General features: G+C 56.0%; 18 protein-coding genes. 5 read left to right on the top strand and 13 right to left on the bottom strand.

Annotation, left to right across the window (positions count from 1 at the left end; genetic code table 11):
* Nucleotides 1-42 precede the first annotated feature (42 nt).
* Entirely contained in the window at nucleotides 43-957 is a 915-nt protein-coding gene (locus CA54_RS04935) for an SMP-30/gluconolactonase/LRE family protein (RefSeq protein ID WP_197532212.1), read from the bottom strand.
* 310 nt (nucleotides 958-1,267) lie between these two features.
* Between CA54_RS04935 and CA54_RS04940 the strand changes: the two genes are divergently transcribed.
* Nucleotides 1,268-2,584, top strand: coding sequence for an MFS transporter (locus tag CA54_RS04940; RefSeq protein WP_146369729.1), 1,317 nt, complete (start codon nucleotides 1,268-1,270; stop codon nucleotides 2,582-2,584).
* A gap of 86 nt (nucleotides 2,585-2,670) precedes the next feature.
* On the opposite strand, the gene CA54_RS04945 is transcribed toward CA54_RS04940, so the two are convergent.
* The 8 genes from CA54_RS04945 to CA54_RS04980 all read right to left on the bottom strand — a co-directional run bounded on the left by CA54_RS04945 (nucleotide 2,671) and on the right by CA54_RS04980 (nucleotide 12,622).
* Nucleotides 2,671-4,644, bottom strand: coding sequence for a M56 family metallopeptidase (locus CA54_RS04945; RefSeq protein WP_146369730.1), 1,974 nt, complete (start codon nucleotides 4,642-4,644; stop codon nucleotides 2,671-2,673).
* Between the two features lie 3 nt (nucleotides 4,645-4,647).
* Nucleotides 4,648-5,028: a BlaI/MecI/CopY family transcriptional regulator gene (locus CA54_RS04950; RefSeq protein ID WP_146369731.1), complete on the bottom strand. Its 381-nt coding sequence runs from the start codon at nucleotides 5,026-5,028 to the stop codon at nucleotides 4,648-4,650.
* 127 nt (nucleotides 5,029-5,155) lie between these two features.
* Nucleotides 5,156-6,499, bottom strand: a complete 1,344-nt coding sequence (locus CA54_RS04955) for a hypothetical protein (RefSeq protein WP_146369732.1) — start codon at nucleotides 6,497-6,499, stop codon at nucleotides 5,156-5,158.
* Nucleotides 6,500-6,674: 175 nt separating this feature from the next.
* Complete coding sequence (locus CA54_RS04960) at nucleotides 6,675-8,015, bottom strand: hypothetical protein (RefSeq protein WP_146369733.1); 1,341 nt, start codon at nucleotides 8,013-8,015, stop codon at nucleotides 6,675-6,677.
* A 189-nt stretch (nucleotides 8,016-8,204) separates the two neighbouring features.
* On the bottom strand, nucleotides 8,205-9,536 hold the full coding sequence (locus CA54_RS04965) for a hypothetical protein (RefSeq protein ID WP_146369734.1): 1,332 nt from the start codon (nucleotides 9,534-9,536) through the stop codon (nucleotides 8,205-8,207).
* Between the two features lie 51 nt (nucleotides 9,537-9,587).
* A complete protein-coding gene (locus CA54_RS04970) occupies nucleotides 9,588-10,238 on the bottom strand; it encodes a hypothetical protein (protein ID WP_146369735.1) in 651 nt (216 codons plus the stop codon).
* Between the two features lie 213 nt (nucleotides 10,239-10,451).
* Nucleotides 10,452-11,210, bottom strand: a complete 759-nt coding sequence (locus CA54_RS04975; protein ID WP_146369736.1) for a uracil-DNA glycosylase — start codon at nucleotides 11,208-11,210, stop codon at nucleotides 10,452-10,454.
* A gap of 107 nt (nucleotides 11,211-11,317) precedes the next feature.
* The gene (locus CA54_RS04980; RefSeq protein WP_146369737.1) at nucleotides 11,318-12,622 is read right to left on the bottom strand and encodes a HEAT repeat domain-containing protein; all 1,305 of its coding nucleotides are present in this window, start codon (nucleotides 12,620-12,622) and stop codon (nucleotides 11,318-11,320) included.
* Between the two features lie 647 nt (nucleotides 12,623-13,269).
* On the opposite strand from CA54_RS04980, the gene CA54_RS04985 reads away from it, so the two are divergent.
* Nucleotides 13,270-14,508, top strand: coding sequence for a PQQ-binding-like beta-propeller repeat protein (locus CA54_RS04985; protein ID WP_146369738.1), 1,239 nt, complete (start codon nucleotides 13,270-13,272; stop codon nucleotides 14,506-14,508).
* 66 nt (nucleotides 14,509-14,574) lie between these two features.
* Here the strand turns inward: CA54_RS04985 and CA54_RS04990 are convergent, their stop codons facing one another.
* From CA54_RS04990 to CA54_RS05000, 3 genes are all read right to left on the bottom strand, one after another.
* A complete protein-coding gene (locus CA54_RS04990; RefSeq protein WP_146369739.1) occupies nucleotides 14,575-16,035 on the bottom strand; it encodes a DUF1501 domain-containing protein in 1,461 nt (486 codons plus the stop codon).
* 60 nt (nucleotides 16,036-16,095) lie between these two features.
* Nucleotides 16,096-18,384: a DUF1549 and DUF1553 domain-containing protein gene (locus tag CA54_RS04995; protein ID WP_146369740.1), complete on the bottom strand. Its 2,289-nt coding sequence runs from the start codon at nucleotides 18,382-18,384 to the stop codon at nucleotides 16,096-16,098.
* 202 nt (nucleotides 18,385-18,586) lie between these two features.
* On the bottom strand, nucleotides 18,587-19,726 hold the full coding sequence (locus CA54_RS05000) for a VWA domain-containing protein (protein WP_146369741.1): 1,140 nt from the start codon (nucleotides 19,724-19,726) through the stop codon (nucleotides 18,587-18,589).
* Nucleotides 19,727-19,818: 92 nt separating this feature from the next.
* On the opposite strand from CA54_RS05000, the gene CA54_RS05005 reads away from it, so the two are divergent.
* Nucleotides 19,819-21,600: an Eco57I restriction-modification methylase domain-containing protein gene (locus tag CA54_RS05005; RefSeq protein ID WP_146369742.1), complete on the top strand. Its 1,782-nt coding sequence runs from the start codon at nucleotides 19,819-19,821 to the stop codon at nucleotides 21,598-21,600.
* 67 nt (nucleotides 21,601-21,667) lie between these two features.
* Here the strand turns inward: CA54_RS05005 and clpX are convergent, their stop codons facing one another.
* Entirely contained in the window at nucleotides 21,668-22,960 is a 1,293-nt protein-coding gene (gene clpX / locus CA54_RS05010; protein WP_146369743.1) for an ATP-dependent Clp protease ATP-binding subunit ClpX, read from the bottom strand.
* Nucleotides 22,961-23,760: 800 nt separating this feature from the next.
* Here clpX and CA54_RS05015 point away from each other — a divergent pair.
* Nucleotides 23,761-25,359: an ArnT family glycosyltransferase gene (locus CA54_RS05015; RefSeq protein WP_146369744.1), complete on the top strand. Its 1,599-nt coding sequence runs from the start codon at nucleotides 23,761-23,763 to the stop codon at nucleotides 25,357-25,359.
* 87 nt (nucleotides 25,360-25,446) lie between these two features.
* The gene (locus CA54_RS05020; RefSeq protein WP_146369745.1) at nucleotides 25,447-26,136 is read left to right on the top strand and encodes a uracil-DNA glycosylase; all 690 of its coding nucleotides are present in this window, start codon (nucleotides 25,447-25,449) and stop codon (nucleotides 26,134-26,136) included.
* Nucleotides 26,137-26,215 lie beyond the last annotated feature (79 nt).

The raw sequence follows: 26,215 nt of genomic DNA on the forward strand, positions 1-26,215 counted from the left end.
GCGCGGAATTCGAAATGTCAAATTCGCTGGACGAAATTGCCATCACCCGCCAAACAGCGGTTCCGGTAAGCCGCGGACACCTAAGCCGTGGATGGCGAACAGGCTGCCAGGTTGTGGGTGGCGGGTTAATTCTTCGTCGGTCACGAAAGCCTGCTGCGATGTAACGTAGAGCGTTTCATAATTCTCGCCGCCAAAAGTCACGCACGTGGGGCTGCGGATCGGCATTATAATCTCGCGGTCAAGACGGCCTTGCGGATTGATTCGTAGGATTTTGCCGCCCAGATTTAACGCAAACCAATAATACCCTTCTGCGTCTACGGTGGCGCCATCGACAATTGCCGGCTGCGGGTCTTCGATTTTGTAAAACGGCCGGCGGTTCTGAATGCGGCCCTCGTCGATATCGAAATCGAACACATAGATCATGCCGCCTTTTGTATCGCCGAAGTACATTCGCGTGTCATCGGGAGCAAAGGCGATTCCGTTGCTGCAGACGAAGGAGAAGTCCTCCGCCACTTTGTGGCAGGTGAAATCAGGATCCAAACGATAGATATGTGCGGACTTGTCGGTGAGCTGCGTATTCATGCTGCCGCACCAATACCGTCCCCGGCGGTCGATCTTGCCGTCGTTGAGTCGGTTGTGGGGTTTGTCCGGTTCGGGATCGGCGACCGCTGCAAACGCTCCGGTCTGCAAATCGATTGTACAAAACCCAGAATTCGCTCCCCCGATCATGCCTCCGCCCGCGCGAAAGCCAAACGAGCCTACCTGTTCGGGCATCTCCCAAACCTTGCGTTCGCCGGTCGCAATATTCAATCGCCGAATCGTCGGCCGCCGCGCATCGCCCGGTTTCAAAGCGGGACCGACATGATCAGCCCAGTAGAGCGACTCTTCCGCAGGCACCCAGATGGGGGTTTCGCCCAATCCGTCGTGACATTCCCAGAGACATTCGATCTCAGGCATGGCTTTCCCCGCTGATTCGGTTTGATTCGATTCCGTCGAACTACACCATAAACAATCCACCCGACTGATGCGACGGGATTTCAACATGGCGCTGCTGAGTGATCCGAAAGTCGATGCAGCCACACAGCGCGGCATGTTGACCAACAGGCTGTTACGACCTGCATAAGCCGTGCGAAACGCCAAGCGATCGGGTTGGGAAATCGCGGTCTAATTGCGGCGCGCATATCAGCGGACTACACTTTTGACGCGATTCCACCCCCCTGCGCGCCTTGCGAATGTCGGTTTTCCCAGCCACGAAAGACGTGAATTTATGTGCCCTGCTCCTGTTTGGGATGCCGAACCGACAGACGATGTTCCCGCTGCGACTGACGATGCTGCTCCCGAAACGTCGCAGCGACGCGTGATTCTCGCCGGGCTGATCGGCAATGTCATGGAGTGGTATGACTTTGCCGTGTACGGCTATCTGGCCACCGTGATTGGTCGCTTGTTTTTTCCCGACGGCAATCCGTCCGTGTCAGTAATCGCTGCCTTTGGCGCTTTTGCTGCGGGGTTTTTGGTGCGGCCGCTGGGAGGACTGGTGTTTGGACGGATCGGCGATTTGATCGGTCGCCGGCACGCGCTGACGCTCTCCGTGTTGGCGATGGCTGTTCCGACAGTGCTCATGGGTTTGCTACCGACGTACGCTACGATTGGCATGGCAGCGCCGATATTGATTGTGTTGTTGCGGATCGTGCAGGGTCTTTCCGTCGGAGGCGAATATACCAGTTCACTGATTTTCTTAGCTGAGCATTCCCCTAAAAATCGACGGTCGCAAACTGCGGTCTGGGGCATGTGGGGCGCCACCGCGGGCTGCCTGCTCGGTTCGGGCGTGGCAGCGCTGGTTTCTAATCTGCTCAGCGATTCGCAGCTCATTGCTTGGGGTTGGCGGATTCCGTTCTTGGTGGGCGCGTTAGTGGCAGTCACCGGCTTTCTACTTCGCCGCGGCATCCATGCGGAGGCACCGGCTTGCGCCAGCAAGCGGCCGGTGCGGGATACTTTCGGTAAGCACCGCCTGTCCGTATTGAAGGTGGCACTGCTCAATTTGAGCAACGGCGTGAGCTACTACACCGCGTTTGTGTATTCCGTGACGTACATGAAATCGGTCGACAAGTTTTCCGAAGGCGTGGCGCTGAATTTGAACACGGCCAGCATGGTGGTGCTGTTGGCCGTGTTGCCGATTACAGCTTGGATATCCGACCGCATCGGCCGCCGCCCATTGATGATCGCCGGCAATTTGATTTTAACCTTCGGGGCGATCGGTTTGTTTCACCTGATGCATAGCAGCGATCGGATGACAATTTTCTTAGGCGAGATCGGTTTTGTCCTGGCAGTCGGATTGATCGCCGGAGGCGTGGTCGCAGCCAACGTCGAGCTGATGCCGGCAACCATCCGTTGCACGGGACTAGCCTTCGCCTACAACGCCTCAATCGGATTATTTGGCGGCACGACCCCGTTGATCGCAGCGCTATTGATCTCCATGACCGGCAATCCAATCTCCCCCGCCTGGTGGGTGACCGGGACCGGGGCGATCTCGCTGGTGACGGTGTTGTTCTTTGTGCGCGAGACGGGACACGAACCGTTGTCGTGAATACGACGGTGCGGGGTCGGGAGACCCGCGCACAACATAACCGGGTGCGGGGCCAGGAAACCCGCGCACAACGCAGTTAAAACGCCCTACTTCTTGCGTTCAATGATGAGAGTCCGCAATTTGCGTTTCTCTTTCTTAAACTTCAACCCGGTTTGTTCGGTTACGTGCTTTAAAACTATCGCGGGATCTTTGGCCTGCCGCCGTTGTTCCTCATTGAATGAGCTTTCTAGATTGTAGTGCCAACTGACACGTTCTTTGGACGGCGATTCCAATTCGCCAAGGACTGGTTTCTCGATCCACATACCGACCCATTCAAGAAACTTGTCCACATTGCCACTGCCACCACCACCACGTGACGGATCGGTGTTGAGTCGCTCGCCGTAAATTTCAATTCTTTTGTTGTCCGGATCGATCGGTTTGAAATTGAATTCTCCGCCGGCGACATAGACATCGCGCTCCTTGTCCCGGAACTTCATCGAAAGTTTTTGCTCAGATTGGTCATTGAACAACTTCTCCAACCGGGCCAAAATGCGGGGTTGGGAGGCTTTGGTGTTGACGACGAAATCGCCAGTGATGTTGAGAGACTCCAGGCCATCGCCCCAGATGATCTCCTGAGGATAGACTCGCAACAACATACGGATCGCAGTCCTTAAATTCGTCCCATCGCCGCCGGCAAAACTCATCCCCCAGGTCAATACCTTGTCATCCTTCCAATGCAGGAACATATTATCCGGACCGGCAGGAATCGCATCCGCCTGCCCGGGTGATTTCACTCGGTAAAACGCCAAGCGGCTCTTGGGGAAGGGAGGCGCGATGCGGAGGAGCGCGGTTTCTTTGGACAAGGCGCAAAGCTGTTCATATTCGGCCGCCAGCACGGCGAGTTCCGCCTGGGTTAATTCTTCAACAGGGCGGTCGTCTTTTTCAATTTCAGGTTCTGTTTTTTCTTCAGCTTCCGCTTTGTCGTCAGTTTTTGTCTGGGCCACCGCCTGCGAGTCGTGCGTCGAAAACGTGATCACCATGGCCAAGCACCCGATCAACGACAGGGAAACCAGCCCGCCGATCCACTTGGATGTGGTCGACGAATCTCCCGGCGATTCAATCAACAGCCGTCGCACCCGCGCCACCAAATCGCTGCCGTTGGCCGAGGCGGCCAGCCCCACGGGCCGGCTGCCCAATTCAGCAATGCGGGCCAGTACGCGGGCATAGGCCACTTTGTTCCCGACAATGCCAACTGCCATATCGTCGCAACAGTTTTCTCTTTCAATGCGGATCCGTCGCGACAGCCACCAGACGGCTGGATGGAAGAACAAGAGGATCTCGACGATGCTCTGCAGGATATTCACCAAATTATCGTGGCGGCGCACATGAGCCAATTCGTGCGCCAAAATGGCTTCCAGTTCGCGGGTGTCCAATCCCATCAGTGAACTTGTGGGTAATAAAATCACCGGTCGCAAGCACCCAATCACCGTCGGCACGGAGACCAGCGCCGACTGCAATAATTCGACCGGTCGCTGAATTCCCATGCGGTGGCATACCCGTTCGAAAGCCGCGCGAACGGCGTCGCTCACCGGTGTCGTCTGTCGCACACGCAACCGCTGTACAAATCTCCACATCACGATGAGCCGCAGCGACAACAGGCCAACACCACAGGCCCACAGAAAAACGGCCCCGGGGAGTAACGAGCGGAACTGCGTCGCGAGACTCGGCGCAACGTCCGCGCCACCGTTCCCAGCGGCATTGAAAATAGCGGGCAGACTCGCAGTCGTTGGCTCTGAATCGAGCGCTGCGATGCTCCCATCACGATTGAATTCATTCCCAACTTGGCGAGCGATCGGGGAATCGATTGTCATGTTGAAATAGACCGTAACCGGCACAAGCGCCATTACTGCCAAACCGGTCGTTGCGGCAAGGTACCGTACTGCTGCCGTATGGCGCCTCAATGCGAACAATTCGCCGGCAACGATTACGCCGACAATTGCCAACAGCCACACCGAGTGCAATAACGTCCAGCCGATGCGGTCGGTCAGTGGATGTTCCAGCAACGTGAACAGCGTTTGCATCGTCTAGTCCTCCAGGTCGTCAAGGAGTTCTCGGATTTTTGCCATGTCGTCCGCGGAGACTTTTTTGAGTTGCAGCGCCTGCATCACCAGTTTGTCGGCGGCCCCGCCGAAGGCGCGTTGCAGCAGATCGGCAACCAATTGTCGCTGCGTTTGCCCCTGTTTGTGGCAAGCCCGGTAGACATGCGAGCGGTTCGATTCGTCGCGAGCTACGAGCGACTTGTCGGTCATGATTTGCATCAACTTCAACACGGTGGTGTAACCGATGTCGCGCGTGCGGCTCAGTTCATCGAGCACATCCCGAACCGTACTCGGCCCGCGGTCCCACAGGACGCGAAGTATTTCCAACTCGGCATCCGTAGGCCGCTTTGTTTCGGATTTGGCCATTGTTAACGGGTCTCCGTGGCAGTGCGATCTTATCGAGCGGCCATTGTACGAAATAATTCGTACATGTCAACGAAACTCTTCGTAGTTTTATCAAAAACTATGGTCTCGACGATCATGCATCGAATCGCTATTTCGGCAGCACGATGCCAAGATCTAACGGATTGGGCGTGCCTGCTTTGGACACACAATCTCCACCATTGTCGATGCCGTCCGAACCGACGCTATAGATGATGATCTGCGTCTCTTCTTGGCGGTAGCGCAGTGGATTCTCGTCGAAGGGATCAATGAGTTCTTCCGAAGACTGCAACGGTGCTCCCAGCAATTCTTCGTTCAAGTCGGAGAGTGAGTCGGGAAATTGCTCCTGTTGCAAGCGATATCTGCTCGCAGCAATTCCTGCATTTACGAAACGCTGCCGCGCCGTGAGTGATGCTGTGTACTGAATGGCGGATTCAATGGCCGGTACTAACTGCAAGGCTGCGGTATCGAGAGGCAACAAAAGAGAAGTGCCGTTTCTTCGTTCTCTCAGCTTCTTTTTAAATTCGTCTCCTTTTTGAAACATTTCAGTCCAAGATCCGTCGAACACTTCGTCAGAATATTTAAACAGCTCAATCGCTGTATGCATATTTCGTACGCGCAACGGACCGAGTCTCATGCGATTGAGTTCGGTCAAGTAAAGCGCCCGCTCACCGTGCATGGCACGGGCCACTTCTTCTCGAAAGTTTGCCGCACGCACGGACGATTGCAACGCTGCTAAATCGTCGTCGCTCCAATCGCAATGCGGCATTAATTCGGTTATGGCCTCACAGCCGATCGCATGAATTGCGCCCCGCACCAATTGAGAAATTAACACCGGTTCGCCGCGCAGCGTGTCGGATAGTGCAAAGATCGCCCGCAGATCCTGCAGTGCGCGAGCATCGTCGCCACGATGTGCAGCGACTTGCGCATCAAGAAGCAGCAGACGTGCGACTTGGCGGGTTTCTTGAGTGTACGGCAGAAGCGTTCTGATCCCCTGGGAAAAATCGATGGGAAACCGCACTTGGCCATTGATACCAACCTCGGCGCGGGCGGCTTGCAATTCGGGTTCAAATTTGGCGAGCAATTCTTCAACCGCGTCCAGCTGCGCCCACTCGGTTCCAGGGGGCGGAATCGGCGTTGGCCCCTCCCCGACGACCGGCAGTTCCATCATGATGTCCATCTGGTCCTGACTCGTGGCGGTGACGTGATCAATGACTTCTACCCAGACGCCGGTTGTATCGGAAACGCCGACGGGAACCTTATAAAAATCGGCCAACTCAGCGGCGTTGGTCGGCGAACCCGCCGCCCGCAAATCCGCGAGGTCTGCTTTCAAGCGAGCGTGGCTGGAATACCACAAGAACCCAATAATTGCGAAAGTGCCGATCAACAGCACGCCGGCCACGAAAATCAGCAACTTTGCGGGGGTCCAGGACGACTTGGGGGGCGGTGCTTCCAATGGGCATTCCTCGCGCAGGGACAGCGGGCTCGTTGTGGTTACGTGGAGTGAAACCGATCCGTAACTATAGGGATGGCCTAGGAACGAGCATTTGTCTACTGCGGTTTAGCGAATCGTTGAAAAATCGCGAGGATGTGCCGTTGGCGTGATATTGGACTCTCCTTACTGCGAAAGATTATTTCGGCAGCACAATTCCAATGTCCTGCAAGCTTAGGCCGTCCGTGTTTCCCGCACGATCTCCACTGTCATCGACTGCATCGTCGGCGATGCTATAGATGATGATTCGCTTGTCGTCTTGGCGGTAGCGCAACGGCTTGCCGTCAAACGGATCGATGAGTGAGGTTGCCGATTCCCCGACAGGCCCCAGGAACTCCTGGTTCAAATCAGACAACGCTTTGGGAAATTGCCCGCGTTGGACCCGGTAGCGTTGCGCTGCAATTCCAGCATTATAGCAGCGCTGCCGTGCGATGCTTCTAACCGCCGCTTTGATGACCTCAGCAAATGGCGGCGCGATCAGTAGAAAGGGCCGGTCGAGACCGAGCAGACTGTCGTTTTCTTCGATTTCACTTATCCGCTGGTCGATCTCGTCCGCGATGATCAACGAATCGGCTGGGGTTCCCTCAAAAGCTTTCAATACATGTTCAAAATACTCGATTGCGGTGAGTTTGTTTCGCACACGAAGCGGACCCCATGTCATTAGATCGAGGCCCATCAAACTAAAGGCTCGTTCACCGTCCATGGCGCGGGCCATCTCTTCATCGGGATGTGCTATCCGAATCGATGCTTGCAGTGCCGCTAAATCGTCGTCGCTCCAATCGCAGTATGGCATGAGTTCGCCGGTGACCCCGCAGCCGAGTGAGCGAATCGCGAAACGCACCAACTGCGAAATTAAAATTGGTTCGCCGCGCAGCGCGTCGGATTGGGCAAAAATGGCGCGTATGTCGAGCAGCGCTCGTGTGTCATCACCGCAATGGGCAGCAACATGCGCGTCAAGCTGTAAAAGCCGCGCCACTTGGCGCTGTTCACTGGAGTTGAGGTCCAGCATGTAAGGGTTCGTGGAAAAATCGATCGGAAACCGGACTTGGCCGTTGGAACCGGCCTCTCCGCGCGCGGCCTGGAGCTGCGACTCGTATTGGACGAGAAATTCTTCGACGGCTTCAAGCTGCGCCCATTCGGTTCCGGGGGGTGGAATGGGCATCGCCCCCTGACCGATGATTGGAATCTGCTTCATCGGTTCCGACAACGCCGAATATGGCGTGGGGAGCTTGTCTAAGATATCCACCCAGACGTCGGTCGTATCCGGAACATCATCGCGAACTTTATAAAAGTCCGCCAATTCCGCAGCGTTGGTCGGCAAGCCCTCAGCCCGCAGTGCCGCCAATTTTTCTTCCAACGCCGCGTGCGCTGAATACCAACTAACGCCAAGAATCGCCAGGGTGCCAATCAGCAGAGCACCGACGGCAAACAACAGCATCTTGCCGACGGACCAGGACGAGCGTTTGGGCGGTGCGTCCAAGGGATTTTCCTCGCGGAGGGAGAGTCGGCTGGTCGTTCTGTACGTAGGCTGAAACCAAACCGTATCGATCAGGATGGTTTGGGAACGACGATTTCACGTTAGCGGTTCACAGAAATGTTGAAATTCTCCGAGGGCGTGCTATGGGCGACCGTAGTACGGATGGGCAGACTGAATCGTCGTAAAATTGGTCTATTTCTTGACCGTAAACCCGATATCCATCAGGTCTCCGTTTGCGTCTGTTTGCAGATCTCCTCCATCATCGACGCCGTTGATGCCGACCGAATAGATGATGACCTGCGACTCTTGAACCTGATAGCGCAAGGGTTGGCCGTCAAAAGGATCGATGAGTGCGTCGGCCATTTGCGTCGCTGGTCCCAATAATTGCGGGTCCATCTGGTCTAGTGAATCAGGCAGTTGGCCATATTTTAGGCGATGTCGCTGCAACGCGAGAGCCGTGATGGTACATCGTTGTCGGGCTGTGCTGCTGGCACCGGAGTTGGCGGCCAATTTCACTCCGCTGGAATCTAGTGCTACTAAAATCCGAGCGACGCCGACGCTTGGACTTTCCGTATAGGTATCGAATTCCGCATCCAAAACGAGTAGACTCGTCAAGAGATTTGGCCAAGAATTGGGCAGCTGGTCGGCGAATAGATCTAATAGACGTAGCCCTTCTAGTAGGTTTGTGGTCCGCCAAGGCCCGACAGACGTCTCGGCAATGGCGTCCAGTAGAACTACCCGTTCACCGGCCACACCCCTTGCTAACTCGTCTTTGAATCTGGCGGACTGGACCGCCCATTGGAGGGATGCCAAGTCCACATCGCTCCACTCACAATAGGGCAACAAATTCTCAATTGTTTCGCACCCGCGATTGTGAATCGTGTTCCGCACTCCATTCGAAATCAGTACGGGCTCACCGCGCAGTGCGTCTGAGAGTTTGAAGAGCGTCTTGATGTCTTCCAGAGCAGCCGAATCATCACCCATGTGGGCGTTAACGTGAGCAGAGAGTTGGAGCAGTTCCTCGACTTCTGAAGCATAAACGGTTTGCGGCAGGTCCATACCCAATCCCTGGGTGAAGTCGATGGGAAATCGAACTTGGCCACCGGCAGCCGCAGCTTGGCGAATCGCCGAAAATTCGACAACCAATTCTTCAATTAACGCGCGTGAGGCGTCTAATTCCGGCCAGGGTTGCCCCGGAGGCGGGACTGTCAAATCACCATCCCCAACGAACGGCAAATTTTCACCGCGTTCGTATACCCCAGCCGCTTGAACACTTTCAATAGCTTCGATCCACAAGTCAGTGGTATCGTTGACGCCGTTGGGCACAGTATAGAACTCGGTGAGTTCAGTGACGGTCGTTGGCATTCCCTGCGCCCGCAATTCCGCCAATTGCGCTGCCAACTCCAAATTCGCCGTAAACCACACGTATCCCGCCACAGCTAGTGGCGCGAATAGTATCAGACCAAATACGAAACACAGCCGTTTTCTCAACGTCCAAAACCGCTTGGGAGAATCGGGCATCATTTCGTAATCCGTAGCGCTCGGCGAAATGGAAACCTAAACAAGCCCGCCGTGCTACGACTCCGCTGGGTCATGCGCCCGCACGCCTAACAGTGGGAGCATTCTGCGGATTTCGTTGGGGCTGAATAGACCGCTCAGGTTTTGCTCGACGGAGGGGGAGATGTTCCAGCGTGCTAAGGCGTCGAACATCGGTTCGATGTCTGCGTCTTCTAGGCCGTAGCGCTGTTTCCATTCCTGGCACTCTTCGGGAGGCATGTCCATGAATTGGCTGATCAGTAGAAAATCGCCTTCGTTGGCGAGATTCAGATGCAGTTTTTGTAACGACTCGGCCAATTCCTGGCCCACATCGATTTGTGCTTCCAACGGGCCGCCGCTGAGCAGCGAGGGGACCAATTCGGGATTGTTTTGCACGATGTAGGACGCCGTCTCGCAGGCGGCGTAGATCACGCTTTCGTCGAGCAGCGAAGCTTCGTACGGTTTTTCGGCGACATGTTTGCTCCAGGTTTCGGCCAAGAGTTCGATTTGCACGTGCGGCGGGACTTCACGAAGGAAGGGAACCTCCGTCAAAAAGCCTTGACTCTCCAGATCGATGTCGGGGAGTTGTCGCGACAATTCAATGAATTGCAGCGTCGCCACTCCTGACATACGAAAGGACAAGTAGCTCAGAACAGTCCGCGGCAGTTTTTGTTGATTGATGTGTAACATGCCTACTATCATCCCATAGCCAGGGAAGGACGGTCAAGCAATAAGTGGCCTCTTGAGCAATTTCAAGAAAACCGCTAGGTGACCGCCGCATTCCTTTTATCGAAGCGTTGAGGTTTGCCGAAACGGGTGGGATTGGCCAACGGGCAGAGGTGGATCACGGGGGGTGAAACTTTGGAAAAATCGACGCGCATCGATTTGCCAAACCGCCAACCATCAGTTCGCTTCTAACCCCAGTTCAGCCATCAACATCTGCATATCTTTCCACACTTCCTTCTTCATGGGCGGGTTGCGCAAGAGGTAGGAAGGATGATAGGTGCACAGCACCTTAGCGTCTCCATGTTCGTGAAAGGTGCCTCGCAACTTTCCAATCGCCACATCGCTTCCCAACAAATTTTGGGCAGCAACGGCGCCCCAGCAAACAATATATTCCGGATTGACGATGGCCAGTTGCCCGTCAAGGTATTCGCGGCAGTTACCGGCCTCCACCGGCGAGGGATTTCGATTTCCCGGCGGTCGGCATTTGAGGATGTTGCATATATAGACATCTTCCCGCTTTAACTGCGTGGCTTCGATGATCTTGTCCATCAACTGCCCGGCACGGCCGACAAAGGGGATACCTTGTTCGTCCTCGTCCGCTCCGGGAGCCTCGCCGATGAACAACACCCGGGCATTGGGATTGCCGACGCCAAACACGGTTTGATTGCGAGTCTCGGCCAACTCCTGGCAGCGCGTGCAACTGGCGACCGTGCTACAGAGTGTGGCGAGTTGTTCTTTTTGATCGCCCTTTTTCGGCGAAGCGGTACGTCGTGGCATAGTCGGTGTGGGCTTTGGCGTGGGCGGTGCTTGTGGGATCGATTCCGCCGGAACGGCGGTGGCCGAAGTAGGGGGCAGTCCCGTGACACCCGCGCGTTGCAGTCCGCGCAATTGCTGAAGCAGTATGCGTTTTAAAGCCTCGTCGCCTACGACTTCCATGACTGTCCTGCCCGTCGGCCAGTGTTTTACCGGGAACTTGCTTTGCACTGGCGGACAAGCCGCCGGTGGCACCCATTCTCAATGGGCTGTAAAAACGCCAACCCAGGCTACGGCTTGCCCACGTTATTGTTTTTTTCCGCCCACCACAAGCGCCACTTCGGACGGTTGTAGGAAAAATCTTCATCCGTCAAACTCTTCAGCGCCTCAAGCACAGCTCCGTTCCTTTGCGTCCGTTTGACTATTTGCGTTTTCTGGCGCATTTGTGCTCCAGGATCGTTGGGTGGGATCACCACGGCACCGTAGGGGAGTTGGCCGGTCATCATCTGTAATTCCACATCGGGGGGAAGACCGGACGTGAGCGGCGCCTGCCCGCCGTTTGCGGCAAAACCAATGGTATTGGCACCGTTGTCCGGCACGACCACGCGATAACGGTGCGTCGTCACTAAAGCATCGATCAACTGCGGGACAACTTGATCGTTGCCCAGCAAAGCCAAGGCAGTTGCCGAACGGCCAACGACCAGATTGAGTTCACTCTTGAGTCCGCGAACCAGCGCTGTAATCGCTGCATTGATTTGAGTTTCAGGAATCGCAGCGACCGCAACTTCACGGAGATTGGGCTGGCTATCAAAAATGGCCTGATACAAGAGCGCTTGCAAGGACTCAGCACTCTGCATGCGTCCCAGAATGCTGATGTATAGTTCGCGGAGCGCTGGGCGCGACTCATCGCGAAACCGTTTCGACAATGCAGGGATCGCCAACGAATCCGTGATTGCTGACAATTCCTGAAACGCCTGTTTTTGCTGCTCGGTCCGGTCACTGGTGATCCAAGCGTGCCACAGTTTGACTTTTTTATGCCACTTGCGTTCCCCGTCTTTCGCCAGTTGGTCCTGCTTGATTTGCTCCAGTTCCTGGGGAAAGACGTAGCGTCCGCGATACAAAACTTGTCCTTGCGATTTCATGTACTCTTCGCGGGACATCCATTCGCCGTCGTACTTCTGATGGCCCAGACTGCGGCGCGCGTGTTCATCTTGCGGATTCAATTCTACGATCCGCTTCAAATGTGTGCGACGCTGTCTAGTCAGCCGCTGGTTACGACACCACCGGGCGAGTTCCCAATGTCCATCGACCGTGTCGGGCGTCTTGCGCCGCTGGGTTTCGTATTCTTCTAGAATCAGCCGCCGCCGCTGGATTGATTCGATCTCCGACTTGGCGACAGTCACCAACGATCCGCCGAGGGTTTTGACGATGACGTCAGGACTTTTGGAATTGGCCGTGCGCGCGTTCTTCTGAATCAAACCGCGGATTTCTCCGCCATTCTTCAACGTAATCACGTCGGCGCGCGCTATGGCCGCACAGGACAAAAAGACGATGACGACGTTCAGCCAGCCGGTCCAACCATATCGAGGCTTCATGGTCTCGCTCATCACAACAAGAGTGCTCGAGGGACGCATTCCTTGCGTTGGATGAATTGTCGCGCGGATCTGGACAACCTTGGCTCATCCTGCCACTTCGCGGTGCAGCGGCCGGAGCGTTGTATTCACGACGCACGACCCCGCTTAACCACAAGTTTGGCAATTTCCACACAATCGTCAAGTGCGACACCGGTCCTGAAGGCCTTTCTAGCAGGCAAATCAGGACAACTTCCGGTTAACGCGGTTACGAAAAACCTACGGAATTGACTGTGGGAGTTCGAAATGGCTCGGTTGTTGGGCTTACGAAACTTCAAACCGGGAAATTGCGGCCAGTGTGCTATTTTCTCACAGGAAACTCTGGCTTTGGCGACGACAGCATGGCTAGAATAGATGAATTGGACAGTTAACGTAGTCTTACGGTATCAAGACTTCGGTCCGCTATGGTTTTTCGGTATTCGACCGACATGTTGGATGAATGCCGTGAACACTTCGCCGCTCTCACCGTTAATGACGCTACACTTGTGTTGCCCACCGCGTAGACAAATTTCGTCAAGCAATACAAAAACGAACGTATAAATGAAGTGCATTCAGCACTAAGACCAAGAAATGACGCCGGTAAAAATCGTCGGCGCTCAGGGAGAAGTCGCATGTCGGAGTTGAGGAAAGTCAGCCTACTCCTGCTGGGGATCTTGATTTGCACATCGCCGGCAATGGCACAATCCGGTTCGCGTGTCGGATCGGGATTGATTCGTCGGCGGATTTTGCAACAGCAGGGACTGACACGCGCTTGGTGGTCGCAGGCGGTGATGAATTATCGTCGCGACAAATTACGACACCTGACCAACGACGATAAAAACGTTTACGCTCAAAGTTCAAACGGAATCCTCTCGACATTCGATGCGGATTCGGGGCGGAAGAAATGGGCCACGCGAATTGGCAGTGTCGATGCTCCCGGAATGCCAGCCTCCTCGAATGATACCCATGTTTTCGTGTGGAGCGCGGCAACGCTGTTCATGCTGGATAAGGAATCGGGCAAAATTGTCAAGCAGATTGATCTGCCGGCACAACCCAGCACGAGCGCCCGCGCGAACGAAGAACAAATCTATTTGGGCTTCTTAGATGGCAGCATGTATGCCTTCGACATCAAGACGGGCATGGTCAATTGGCGGTACCATACGAGCAAGCGTATTGTGGTGCCCGCATTGCCACATTCGCACACGGTGCTATTCGCCAGCACCAACGGAATCTTGTATTCCGTAGATGCATTGACCCGCGATACCGTGTTTCAATTCGAATCGGACAGCCAAATTACCGCACCGATGGCGGTCTTCGAAGATCTCGTGCTGCTGGCGTCGGAAGACTACAAGCTATACGCCCTGAATATCAACAACGGCAGCCAAGGTTGGCGGTCGCCATTCCTTTCCGGTGAACGGATCAAGCAGGCTCCTGTCGTTATCAAAAACGAAGTCTACCTCGTTCCGGAACACCGCGGGCTGTATTGTCTTTCTGCCAAAACCGGTGACGAACATTGGTATGTGGAGGGAATTGAAAAACTGTTGTCGCTCAGTCCACGGATGGTCTACGCAGTCGATCGCCTCAACCGACTCGTCATACTCAACCGGGATACGGGAGCCAAGGTCGGTGGAATTCCGCTGGGACCGGCAACAGTCCATCTGACTAACGATTTCACCGACCGGATCTATGTGGCCACGTCGTCAGGCACGATTGCCTGTTTACGGGAAACGCCGCGGGACTTGCCGCACTTCCACAAGAATCCGGAAGAACAACCGCTGATGCCACAATTCGCTCCCGCCAACGCACAAGCAGCCGCCCCGGCAGCTGGGGATGCCCCGGCAACGGATGCTGATGCCAACGCTGCACCTTAAGTAGAGCACAGGTGTGAGGGAACAGGCCTGAGGGAGGGCGATGAGCGTCCTCATGCCTGCGTCAAGCTATGCCAATAGCTCGCGCACGACGCGGCCTTCGACATCGGTCAAACGCATGTCGCGGCCGCCGTGGAAATAGGTCAGCAACTCGTGATCCAGCCCCAACAAATGCAGGATCGTGGCGTGTAGGTCGTGAACGTGGACTTTGTTTTCCACAGCGGCAAAACCGAATTCGTCCGTAGCGCCGATCGTTTGCCCCCCCTTGATTCCACCACCGGCCATCCAGGCACTAAAGCCGCGGGGACTATGATCGCGGCCTTTGCCGTTTTGCGCCGTGGGGGTGCGGCCGAACTCCCCCGTCCAGACGACGAGCGTTTCGTCCAACAAGCCTTGCCGTTTCAGATCTTGCAATAACCCGGCGACCGGCCGATCGGTGTTGCGGCAGTGCTCTTCATGGTTCTTGTTGACGTTGCTGTGCGCGTCCCAGGTCTGTTCGGAATGCCCTCCGCCGGAATAGACCTGTACGAACCGCACACCGCGCTCCACCAAGCGCCGCGCCATCAAACAGCGTCTTCCGAATTTCTCTGTCTGTTTCTCATCCAAACCGTACAGCGACTGCGTCGCTGCTGATTCAGCGGACATGTCGACCGCTTCGGGGGCGTGTTGCTGCATGCGAAACGCCAATTCGTAGGAATCAATCCGCGATTGCAAATCCGACTCCCCCGGACGCTGTTGCTGGTGCCGTTGATTCAACATCCCGATTAAGTCGAGTTGGTCGCGCTGTCGTTGCTGAGAAAGTCCGATCGAGGAACGCAAATCGACAATCGGCGCGCCGGTCGTGCGGAACTGCGTTCCTTGGTAGGTCGCCGGCATATAGCCGCTACTCCAATTCGGCGGCCCGGTGATCGGTCCCCCGCGATGGTCGAGCAACACCACATAACCAGGCAGATTTTGGTTCGACGTTCCCAGTCCATAATTGATCCACGAACCGCAACTGGGATTGCCTTGCCGAACGAAGCCGGTGTTCATTTGCAACAAACCGCTGCCATGCGCAAAGCTGTCGGCGTACATCGAACGAATGACAGCGATATCGTCCACGCAATTCGCTACATGTGGAAACAGGTCGGAAACTGGGATACCCGATTCCCCCGCCGGGGTGAAGGTTCGCGTACTGCCGAGCAGTTTGCCGGGATTGCGGACTTTGAATAACGGATCATTATCGAGATTGGGCATCACCTCGCCGCTACGTTTGACGAGTTCCGGCTTGGGATCCCACAGGTCGACTTGGCTCGGCCCCCCATACATAAACAAGAAAATGACTGACTTTGCCCGCGCTGTAAAATGTGGCTGCTTGGCAGCCAACGGAGACGCAACAGGTCCTTCGCCGGCCATAGCGGGCGTATCAAAAAACCCGTCAGCGGACAACATGCCTGCCAGCGCCGTCCCGGCAAACCCACCACCAGCCTGCCACAGAAATTCCCGTCGCGTGCGTCCGCAGGGGGTCAATTTGTCCTGTTGTGAAAACATCAAAGTCCTAACGCCGTAGCAGGCCGTAACTACAGAAAGGTTTGACCACGAAAGAAACGCTCAATCAATATAAATGAATTCATTCAAATTATAGATCGCCAAACAGAACGCCTGCCAAGCTTGTTTGTCTGCTGCGGCGGCTGTCATGTTGGGAGATTCCATGAGGATTAATTTCTGTTGACGGTCTAAAAAGTCGAGAGTGGTGGCGAGTTCTGTTTCATCGGCGTTGCGGGATAAGGCCCATTGATACGCCTGCTGGACGCGGGCTGCGCGGTCCTCACCGGTCAGCCGCATGGCGAAATAGGCCGCTTGCCGATTTAGGAATTCGCTGTTGAGCAACGTGAGCGCCTGTGTCGGAATTGTGGAGCGGGAGCGTTGTTCACACGAGGCGGTCGTATCGGCTAGGTCGAACAATTCCAGTAGCGGCACCAACATGGCCCGCTTCATAAAAATATAAATGGCGCGTCGCGAAGCTTCGGACTCGTCTGATTTTCCCCACCCCAGTCCCGGCCGCGATTGGCCGGCAAGGACTTCTTCGGCGATCTTGGGATAGACGCTCGGCCCTCCCATTTTCAGGTTCAGTTGGCCGCTGACCGCTAAGACCGAATCACGCAGCGGTTCCGCCTCCAGTCGCCGCAGCGGAAACCGCCATAACCATTCGTTCTCCGGATCGGCCTCCGCCGCAGCGGCGCGGACCGTGCTGGATTGCGCATAGGTATTGCTCAACACGATCAGCCGGTGCAGTGATTTGAGGCTCCAACCGTTTTCGCGAAAGGTCTGCGCCAACCAGTCGAGCAATTCCGGATCCGACGGCGGCAGGCCCATGATGCCGAAATCATTTTCGTTGCGGGCCAACCCCTCACCGAAGTGCCCTTGCCAAACCCGATTTACCGCCACGCGGGCGACCAACGGGTTTTGGGGAGAGACCATCCACTTGGCCAGCGCCAAACGTCGCCCCGTCGTTGATCGCGATTTCTCGGGGGCCGGTATTTCGATGTTCACATCCCGGAGGACCGCGGGGAAACCGGGTTGGACTTCTCCGGCCGGTGTGGTGGGGTCGCCGCGACGAAACACGTGCGTCACCGGAATCGCATCGGTCGTTTCTTGCCAAATGTAGCCGCGGGGTGGCGCGGCAGGCGCAGCCGCTTCGATGGCTTTGATCGCTGCCCGAAACGCGTCGCGTTGTCGTTGCTCATACGGTGTGCGCGACGCTCGGATTTCCTTGTCCAATCGTCGTTGCGTCTTGCCCACGAGTCTTTTCTGTTGGCTCGTTCGTTTTTTGGAATCCGTTTGGTGAGCCTGCAGCGCAACGGCGGCGAGATCAGTTTTTCCTACGGCGAAGAATCGTGCGCGAACATGCTGGTCCAGGTCAGAGATTTGGTTCTGGAGAGTTTCCAACGCGTCCTGATGACGGCTCTCCGCTGCTGCGAATGCGGCGAGTTCTTGGGGAGTTCCGACGAGTACGTCGAGGTCGGCCCGTTTTTTCTGCGGCCGCTTGAGCGGTTCGAAGATCGCTAACATGCGGGCGTAGTCGATTTGCGAAATCGGTTCGAACTTGTGATTGTGACACCGCGCGCAACGCAGGGACATGCCTAAAAATGTGGAACTGACCGTCCCCAGCACGTCGTCGAGTTGGTCGTAACGGTCGACCTTGGGATCGGCCGGTTCATCGTCCCAGGTCCCCAGCCGCAAAAACGTGGTGGCAATCAACGTCTCGGCACTCACGTCGCGGACCTCGTCGCCGGCAAGTTGTTCGGTGAGGAATCGGTCGAACGGCTTATCGTCGTTGAGTGAGTCGATCACATAATCGCGATACCGCCATGCATTGGGCTTGTCGCCGTCGCGCTCGTAACCGTTGGTTTCGGCATACCGCACCAGGTCGAGCCACCGTCGGCCCCAACGGATCCCGTAACCAGGATCGGCCAACAAACGGTCAACCAATCGTTCGCGTTTGTCGGGAGCCGCATCATCAAGAAAGGCCTGCACCTCTTCGGGTGCGGGAGGCAAGCCGATCAGATCAAAATAGACCCGGCGGACCCACGTTCGGTCGTCAGCGGGGGGTGAAGGAGTGAGTCCCGCGTCGTGTAGTTTTTGCAGCACAAACGCATCGATCGGATTGTGAATCCAGGGGTCGTCCATTTCGGGCGGCGCGGGAAGTGTGATCGGTAGAAACGACCAATGCTCGTAATCAACGTCGCTCAGTTCGATGCGATACGCATCCAGATCCGCGTTCTCTACCGCCGGTTCCCCGGCATCAATCGCTACCCACGCAAAAATGCACAGCAGCAGGCTGAGCGCAAGTCCCCACAATCTCGGAAAGCCCCGGTCATGTTTCGACAAAGCGCGCAAAATCGAACTCCTGGGCGGGACTGGGAGGCGGGATGACTGTCATTCTCTATTTTGCGGGACGGGTCGGTGGTTGGCAAGCGTAATCGGGGTGGCGACTGATTCCTGGAAGAACCACCTTCAACGAGGTACGCACAGGTATGGAAACCGTCTTGTAAATCCGCACTGGCGGACGAGCCGCCAGTGGCACCCCGATGCGGAATCTTTATCCAACGACGCGGCGTTTTTTGCGGCCGCCGACGAAGCTGTCGATGACCATGTTCCCGAGGTCGTTGGCGTCGCAGTAGGCGCTGACGCCGTGGGAGACTTCGGCCATTTGTTCGACGAAGTTGACCAGGCCCAGATAGAAGTAATCCTCGATCAGGGCAAAGCTGGAGAGGTGGATTCCCTCGTCGGCGCAGCGACGGACTTCGGCTAAGGTGCGTCGGGCGGTGCTTTGTGCGGGGGGGTAGACCAGCACAATTTCGCGGCCCTCGATGTGCGCGGTCGGTTCGCCGTCGGTGATGGTGATGATCTGTTTGTTTTGCGCCGGTTGGCGGCCGAGGATGCGGCGAGCGAATTGCAGACCGGCTTGAATGTTGGTGAAATGTTCCGGAACGAAGGCGGGGGGATTGTCCAAATCGATCCGCAGGCGGACGCGCGAATCGAAGATACTGACTTGCTTGGGTGCGGCGTAGAGCAATTCCCGCTCGGACAGGGAAGCTGCATAGGTATAGAATCCAACGACCTGCAGAAAGTCGCCCTGATATTTGCCTCGGACAAGTGATTGCAGCGCCATCGCCACGCGTTTGGCTTGGCCGAATTTTCCGTACCGCATCATGCTGCCCGACATATCGAGCAACACGACCGTGGCGCAGGAGGTTTGATATTCGGTATCGTGGACCACGAAGTCCTCTTCGCCCACATGAATCGGCGAGCCGCCCCCTTGACGATAGAGGGCGTTTTTGAGCGTTTCGTGCATGTTGAGGTTGGACACCGGGTCGCCGTATTCGTACGGCTTGGACTCTTCGTGCACTGTTTGCCCGGCACCGCGATACTCGGTTTCGTGGCTGCCCAGTTTGTCTTTGCGGGAGATTTCGAACAGGTCCTCCAGCGCCCGCGTCTCGGCGCGCTTGACTCCCTTGCCGGTCACCATGAACTTTCCGTCTTCGTCGCGGTCGATGTAACCTTGCTTGAGCAACAAATCCAGGATTTCGGGATTGTCCTCCTGGAGTTGGTCGAGCATATCGAGCACGTTCTCGCCGTAGTCCATCATATAATTGCTGAGCTGATCGAAAATGTTATCAGCGGACTGCGGCGTGAATTGTTGGGTGCCGTCCCAGCGGCTATATTCAAACTCGGGCATAACGCATCGGCTCCCTAAAAAATAGCTACGTCAATGGTAGACACAAGTGGGTTCGCTGGCAACGCGGGGGTTGTGATATACTGGCCGGAAGCATGGATGACACCGTTTCTACGAAAATACGACTGACGCCCGCGCGACGGCGACAATTGGGGAGTTTTTACACGCCCTCGCCGGTTGTTCGTTTTATGGCGCGAGGCTGCCTGCTGGGAGGCTCGGAGCAAACGGGGACGATTCTCGATCCCGCGTGTGGGGACGGGATGTTTTTGATTGGCGCCGCTGAAGAAATTTTAGCAGCGCGCCGGTCCTCGGCACCCGGGCGGTTGAAGATCGTTCGCGAGCGGATTTTCGGCGTAGATCTGGACCCCGCGGCGATCCAACAAGCGCGGCAGCGTTTAGAATCGTGGATCGCGTCGCGCACGGTGGAGTTGCGTGCTGAAACTCAGCGCGTCCTAGCGGCAAACTTGCGAATCGGCAATACGCTGACTGGCGATGATTTTTCCGCAACGGCGCAAGTCACCGACGGGTTTTCGTGGTGTGATGCGTTTCCGCAAATCGCCGCTGCGGGTGGGTTTGATCTGGTGTTGGGGAATCCTCCCTATCGCCGTGAACTGGCAGCGAAGGAGTTATTCGACACGATTGCACAGACGCGGGTGGGCGAGCTGTGGCGGCAGCCGCGGATGGATTTGTGGTACTACTTCTTGCATCGCGGGTTGGACCTACTGCGGCCGGGGGGGACGTTGTCGTTTATCGTCAACAGCTACTGGACCGCCTCACGCGGTGCGGAGAAATTGATTGAACGTCTGCGGCAAGAAACGACAGTGGATGAAGTCGTCTTATTGGGAACCCGCAAAATCTTCGACGGCGTCACCGGCCGGCATTTGATTGTGCGTCTGCGCAAGGCGTGCTCGCGCAGTTCCTGTCGCGTGATTTCGTTGGAGAATCGCGCCTGCCCATTTCCGGATTCCAGTCATGAATTGGATGTAGGGATCGACACCTATGAACTGACTCAGGAGGATCTCTACACGTCGGGCGGCCTGACGTTGGCGCGGCCGCTGGCGCATGCGCATCTGTTTGAGGGGTGCCGGCTCTTGGGAGAGGCATACGACACGGCGCAAGGCATGGCTGAAAATCCGCCGCGGGTGAATCGACGGTTGGCTCAGAAATTAGACGGTGCCGCAAACGTCGGCGACGGTGTGTTTGTGTTGTCCGATGAAGAAGTCGCGCAATTGGATTTCAACGCCGCCGAGCGTGCACTTTTGCGGCCCTATTTTGAAACAGCGACGCTGGACCGTTACGCTCTGCCCGATCAGCCGTCGCATCAGGTGTTGTATTTAACCCGCGATACGGCGGCGACGCTGGATGAGTTTTCGAACGTTCGCCGTCATTTGAAGAAGTATCGCAAAGTTCTGGAGCAACGGCGGGAAACGCGGCAGGGGCAGAATGCGTGGTGGCATTTGCATTGGCCGCGCCGGCAGGAGATCTTTGCCGAACCGGCGGTCTTGAGCATTCAAATGGGCCAAGTGCCGCGGTTCGTATTGGCGAACCGTGCCGCCTATGTTGGATTTTCGGTGAATCTCATCTCAGCGCGTACGCCGGAAGCACCGAGCCTGGCAGCATTGACCGGCATCTTAAATTCATCAATCGCCGCTGCTTGGTTCACCCGACACGCCAAACAGCGAGGCGTGAATTTAGAGATCAACTTGCACGTACTACGGCGGTTCCCCTTACCACCACGAGATACAAAGCAAGAGCAGCAATTGGCGGAGCTAGTCCAAGCGCGGCAAGCTGGCAGCTCGGCAGTGGAGTGTGCGCAGCAAGAAGCCCGGATCGACAAGATTGTCGCCGGGCTTTATGGGGTTCGGGAGCAAGCGTAACCGGTTTTTAAACTGGCTCGAACGACCTTGCCCCCGCTGTCCGATCAGACGACCCGCGCTACCACCGTTAGGCGGCGGCGGAGTCGTCTTGTGAAAACATTTGCTCTTCGCCCCGCACCATGCGGTCGTTGAGGATGTACTTGCCGTGCTCGGTGCGTTCGGGCAATTCGTACATAATATCGAACATCACTTGCTCGACGATACTCCGCAGTCCGCGGGCACCGGTATCTTTTTCCTTGGCCATACCGGCAATTTCCAGCAAGGCTTCGGGGGTGAATTCCAACTCGGCATTTTCCATCTCGAAGAACTTTTGGTACTGCCGAACCAGCGAATTGCGTGGTTCTTGCATGATGCGTACCAGATGCTCCTTGTCGAGCGGCGTCAACGCGGTGGCGACCGGCAGACGTCCGACCAATTCGGGAATCAATCCGAATTCCAAGATGTCGTCGACGCAGACCTGGCTGAGCAACTCGCCTTTCTCGTTTTCATTGCGAGTGCTGCCTCCGCCGCTGCCGCTGGACCCGAAGCCGATCACCTTGTTGCCCAGTCGCTTGGCGATAATGTCTTCCAAGCCGACAAACGTCCCGCCGCAGATGAACAGAATATTCGTGGTGTCCATTTGAATATATTGCTGTTCGGGGTGTTTGCGGCCTCCTTGAGGGGGAACGTTGGCCACAGTCCCTTCGAGCATTTTCAGCAGGGCCTGTTGCACCCCTTCGCCGGAGACGTCGCGGGTGATCGAGACGTTTTGGCTTGTCTTACCAATTTTGTCGATTTCGTCGATGAATAAAATTCCACGCTGGGCGGCTTCGATGTCGAAGTCGGCGGCGTGTAATAATTTCAATAACAGGTTCTCGACGTCTTCACCAACATAGCCAGCTTCGGTCAACGTGGTGGCGTCGCCGATGGCGAACGGAACTTGTAAAGTTCGCGCCAACGTCCGGGCTAACAGGGTTTTCCCGCAGCCGGTCGGACCGATGAGCATGATGTTCGACTTTTCGACTTCTACGTCGTTGTCGGCATCGGCGCTGATCATGAGCCGTTTGTAGTGATTGTGTACGGCGACCGCCAAGACCTTTTTGGCGCGATCTTGCCCAATCACGTACTGTTCCAGGTGCTCCACGATTTCACGGGGAGTGGGAACCTTGGTGAATAGGCTCGGGGATGATCCGCGGCGACGGCGTTCCTGTTCCAATATGGATTGGCACAATTCGATACATTCGCCGCAGATATAGACGTCGGACGGGCCTTCTACGAGCGGGCCGACCTCCCTATAACTTTTGCGACAGAATGAGCAATTTGCGTTTTTTTTACCGGTCGCTCCGCGACTCCCAGAAGTTACATCATTACCGGATGGCATCGGTTTTCCTTCAAACGACTCAGTAGTTACCAGTTCTCAAAGCCAATTACGTCGACAGAGTTTCCAACTCATGCAATCAAAAACTGTCTCGATTGCAGCCATCCATTGCTCATCGACGAATTTCCAATCGGAAACATGCACTTCGCATGCCAATCCGGCTTTCCACAGTCCTGTACGCAGTTTCGTTTTCTTCCGCCGCCGGAACGTTTTGTAGATTCCGGTCAATGCCCGAAATCTTAGTTTGTTCGATCCGCCGGTGCGATCCGCTAGTGTGAATCGCGTGTCGGTCGACCGCTGGAGTTCAGTGTGTTTGCCAATCGACTCTTGATCAATCGGAATTCTTCCTCCGATAGCTCACCCCGCTCGTGCAATTCTCTGTATTGAGTTAGCATTTCATGAGTTGACTCCGCAGGATCGTCACTTTCCCGATACCGTGCACGGATTTGCAAAACGATCCAGGAAAAAACAGCTAAAGTTACGACCATCACCGCCAACGGAATGCCGACGGTCTCCAGTATTTTACTGAACCTGGACATGGAATCTTGTCTTAAAACCAAGGTGCGTTTTGAGAGGCGTCAGGGCGATTATCTATTACATCGCCGCCTGTGGCAAGAGCATCTGAACAGGCCGAGACACAACCCTCAAATCGATCTCAAAACCGCGATTTTGTCGACGCGGCAAACGCCCGATTGTGAACCGGACGCGGACACGCTACAGTCAAAAACGCAGGCGGTTGCGGCCCACTGGGTCCATCCGCACGCCACTGTTCCACAATTCTACTAATTGACGAACCTCCGCCCATGCTTTCCGGCTCGCGCCGAATCCTTGCTGCTGATTGGACCGGCCCCGTTGCCGTGGGTCTTGTCGCGCTCATTGCCGTGTTGGCTACGATCAGTCCCGTTAAATACGGTCCCGGTGTGACGATCGATGAATCGTTCAACGCCGCGCAAGGATATTTTTTGACCGAAGCGGCCGGGGCCTATGGATGGGCCATGTTGCACCCCGCGAGTCAACTTGAAGTCGCTCAAAGCGCGCTCAACGACCACCCGCCGTTGGCGCGGTGGGGAATCGGTCTTTCGGAACAAGTGGGCCGAAGGATCGTCGCACCGGAAAATACGGCCGCACCTTATAATCTCGCCCGCGCCCGTATCGCCTCGGCGGTTGAGTTTGCCGGTCTGATCTGTCTGATCGGTTTCGTAGCGACGCGCTGGTACGGACGGCCCGCTGGTTGGGTGGCCGCTATCTCACTGTTCGTCATGCCCCGTGTGTTTGGACACGCACACATCGCTTCGCTGGAATCGATGATGAATCTCACATATGGGGCGGCGATTTTGTCTGTGGCTCACTTTTGGGATCACGAAACCCCTCCGAGCAAACGGGTCGCCTGTTGGACCGGTGCGTTGTTCGGACTGGCATTGCTCTCAAAAGTACAGGCGATTTTCATTCCGATTCCGATCGCGTTGTGGGCCTTACTGCGTTGGCGACACCGCGCGATTGTGCCGGTCGCTGTTTGGGGCATAGCGGGACTGATTGTGTTTTACGCCGGTTGGCCCCATTTGTGGGAGGCGCCGTTCGATCATTTCATGAAGTATCTGGGACGCACGACCCAGCGGATCGAATTGCACAATTGGTATCTCGGCCGGCAATTCGCCGACCGTATGACGCCTTGGCAGTATCCGCTGGTGATGTTCGCGATCACGGTCCCGGTCGGCGTGCATCTGTTGAGTCTTATCGGCGTGGCCGAACTGCGAAAATCTTTCACCAAGGTTCCGCGTGAAGTGTTGTTGCTGGGCGCGATTGCCTTGCCGTTGTTGGTCTTCAGTCTGCCCGGGACTCCGATTTACGATGGCGTGCGTCTATTTCTGGTCGTCTATCCGTTGTGGGCAATTTTCGCTGGACGAGGCGGGCAGCTTGCGCTCGATTGGCTGCGGACGCGGATGTCGGCCGGAAAATCCAACGGCTGCCTTATCGGATTTCTGCTGTTGCAGGCATACGGCGTCGTTTTTCTCGCCCCCTGCTGGTTGAGTTATTACAACCTGTCGGTCGGCGGACTGCGCGGGGCGGATCGATTGGGATTGGAACGGACCTATTGGAGCGACAGCGTCACCCACTCTCTCATCGAACAAGCAGTCGAAGAAATCCCCCAGGGGAGCACGCTCTATGTCGCTCCGGTGTTGCATCAATTTCAATTGGACGAAATGCTGGCGCAGGAACCTTTATTCGCGCAGCACGAGATTCAATTGCAGCCCTACCAGGGCGCTCCGCTGGGCGCGCAGGACTATTTACTCGTTTATTATCGTCGCGCAAATCTCGATGTAACTCCGGACGAAAATTGGCGGATCATCTCGGAAGTGCGTCGCGAAAACGTACCGTTGGCTGGCGTTTATCAGGCACCGTAATAATACAGTGTAAGGTCGGCACGTTGATCGCAAAGACATCGGTGTTCGGCGCTCACGCCGTACCCTATTTCAAAAACAGGAAGACCGATGCCTGATGATCCTTGGGAACAGCTCAATACGCAGATTACGAATTGCCGTCGTTGTCCGCGGTTGATCGCGCATTGCGAACACATTGCCACGGTCAAACGCAAAGCGTTTCGAGATTCGCAGTATTGGGGACAACCCGTGCCGAACTTCGGTGATCCGCAGGCGCGGCTGTTGTTGGTTGGATTGGCGCCCGCGGCGCATGGTGCGAATCGGACCGGTCGGATGTTCACTGGGGATCGCAGCGGCGATTGGTTGTATCGTGCGTTGCATCGCGCCGGGTTTGCCAATCAACTCACAGCCACAACCGCCGACGATGGTTTGATTCTCAAGGACTGCGCGATCACAGCCGTGTGCCATTGCGCACCGCCGCAAAACAAACCGACGACCGACGAAATCGCAAATTGCCGCGACTGGCTGACGGAGACGTTTGAGCAGTTGCCGGTGCGGTTGTTTTTGGCACTGGGTCAAATTGGGTTTAAAGCCATCTTGAAAGAGGCCCGGTCGCGCGGCTGGCATGCGGGGAAACTTCCCAAGTTCGGTCACGGCGCGCAAGTCGAACTAACCGACGGCCGCGTGTTGCTGGCAAGCTATCACCCCAGCCAGCAAAACACATTCACCGGCCGTTTGACGGAGGAGATGTTCGACGACATCTTCACCACCGCCCGCGGCATCTTGCAAGCCGGTTCCTAAGAGCATCTACTTTTCTATGGGTTCACCACGGAAGCATGGAGGAGACGGAGAAGGAAAAACCTAAGCATCGGTTTCTTGG

The sequence above is a fragment of the Symmachiella macrocystis genome (genome assembly GCF_007860075.1).
In the GTDB taxonomy this organism is placed as follows: Bacteria; Planctomycetota; Planctomycetia; order Planctomycetales; family Planctomycetaceae; genus Symmachiella; species Symmachiella macrocystis.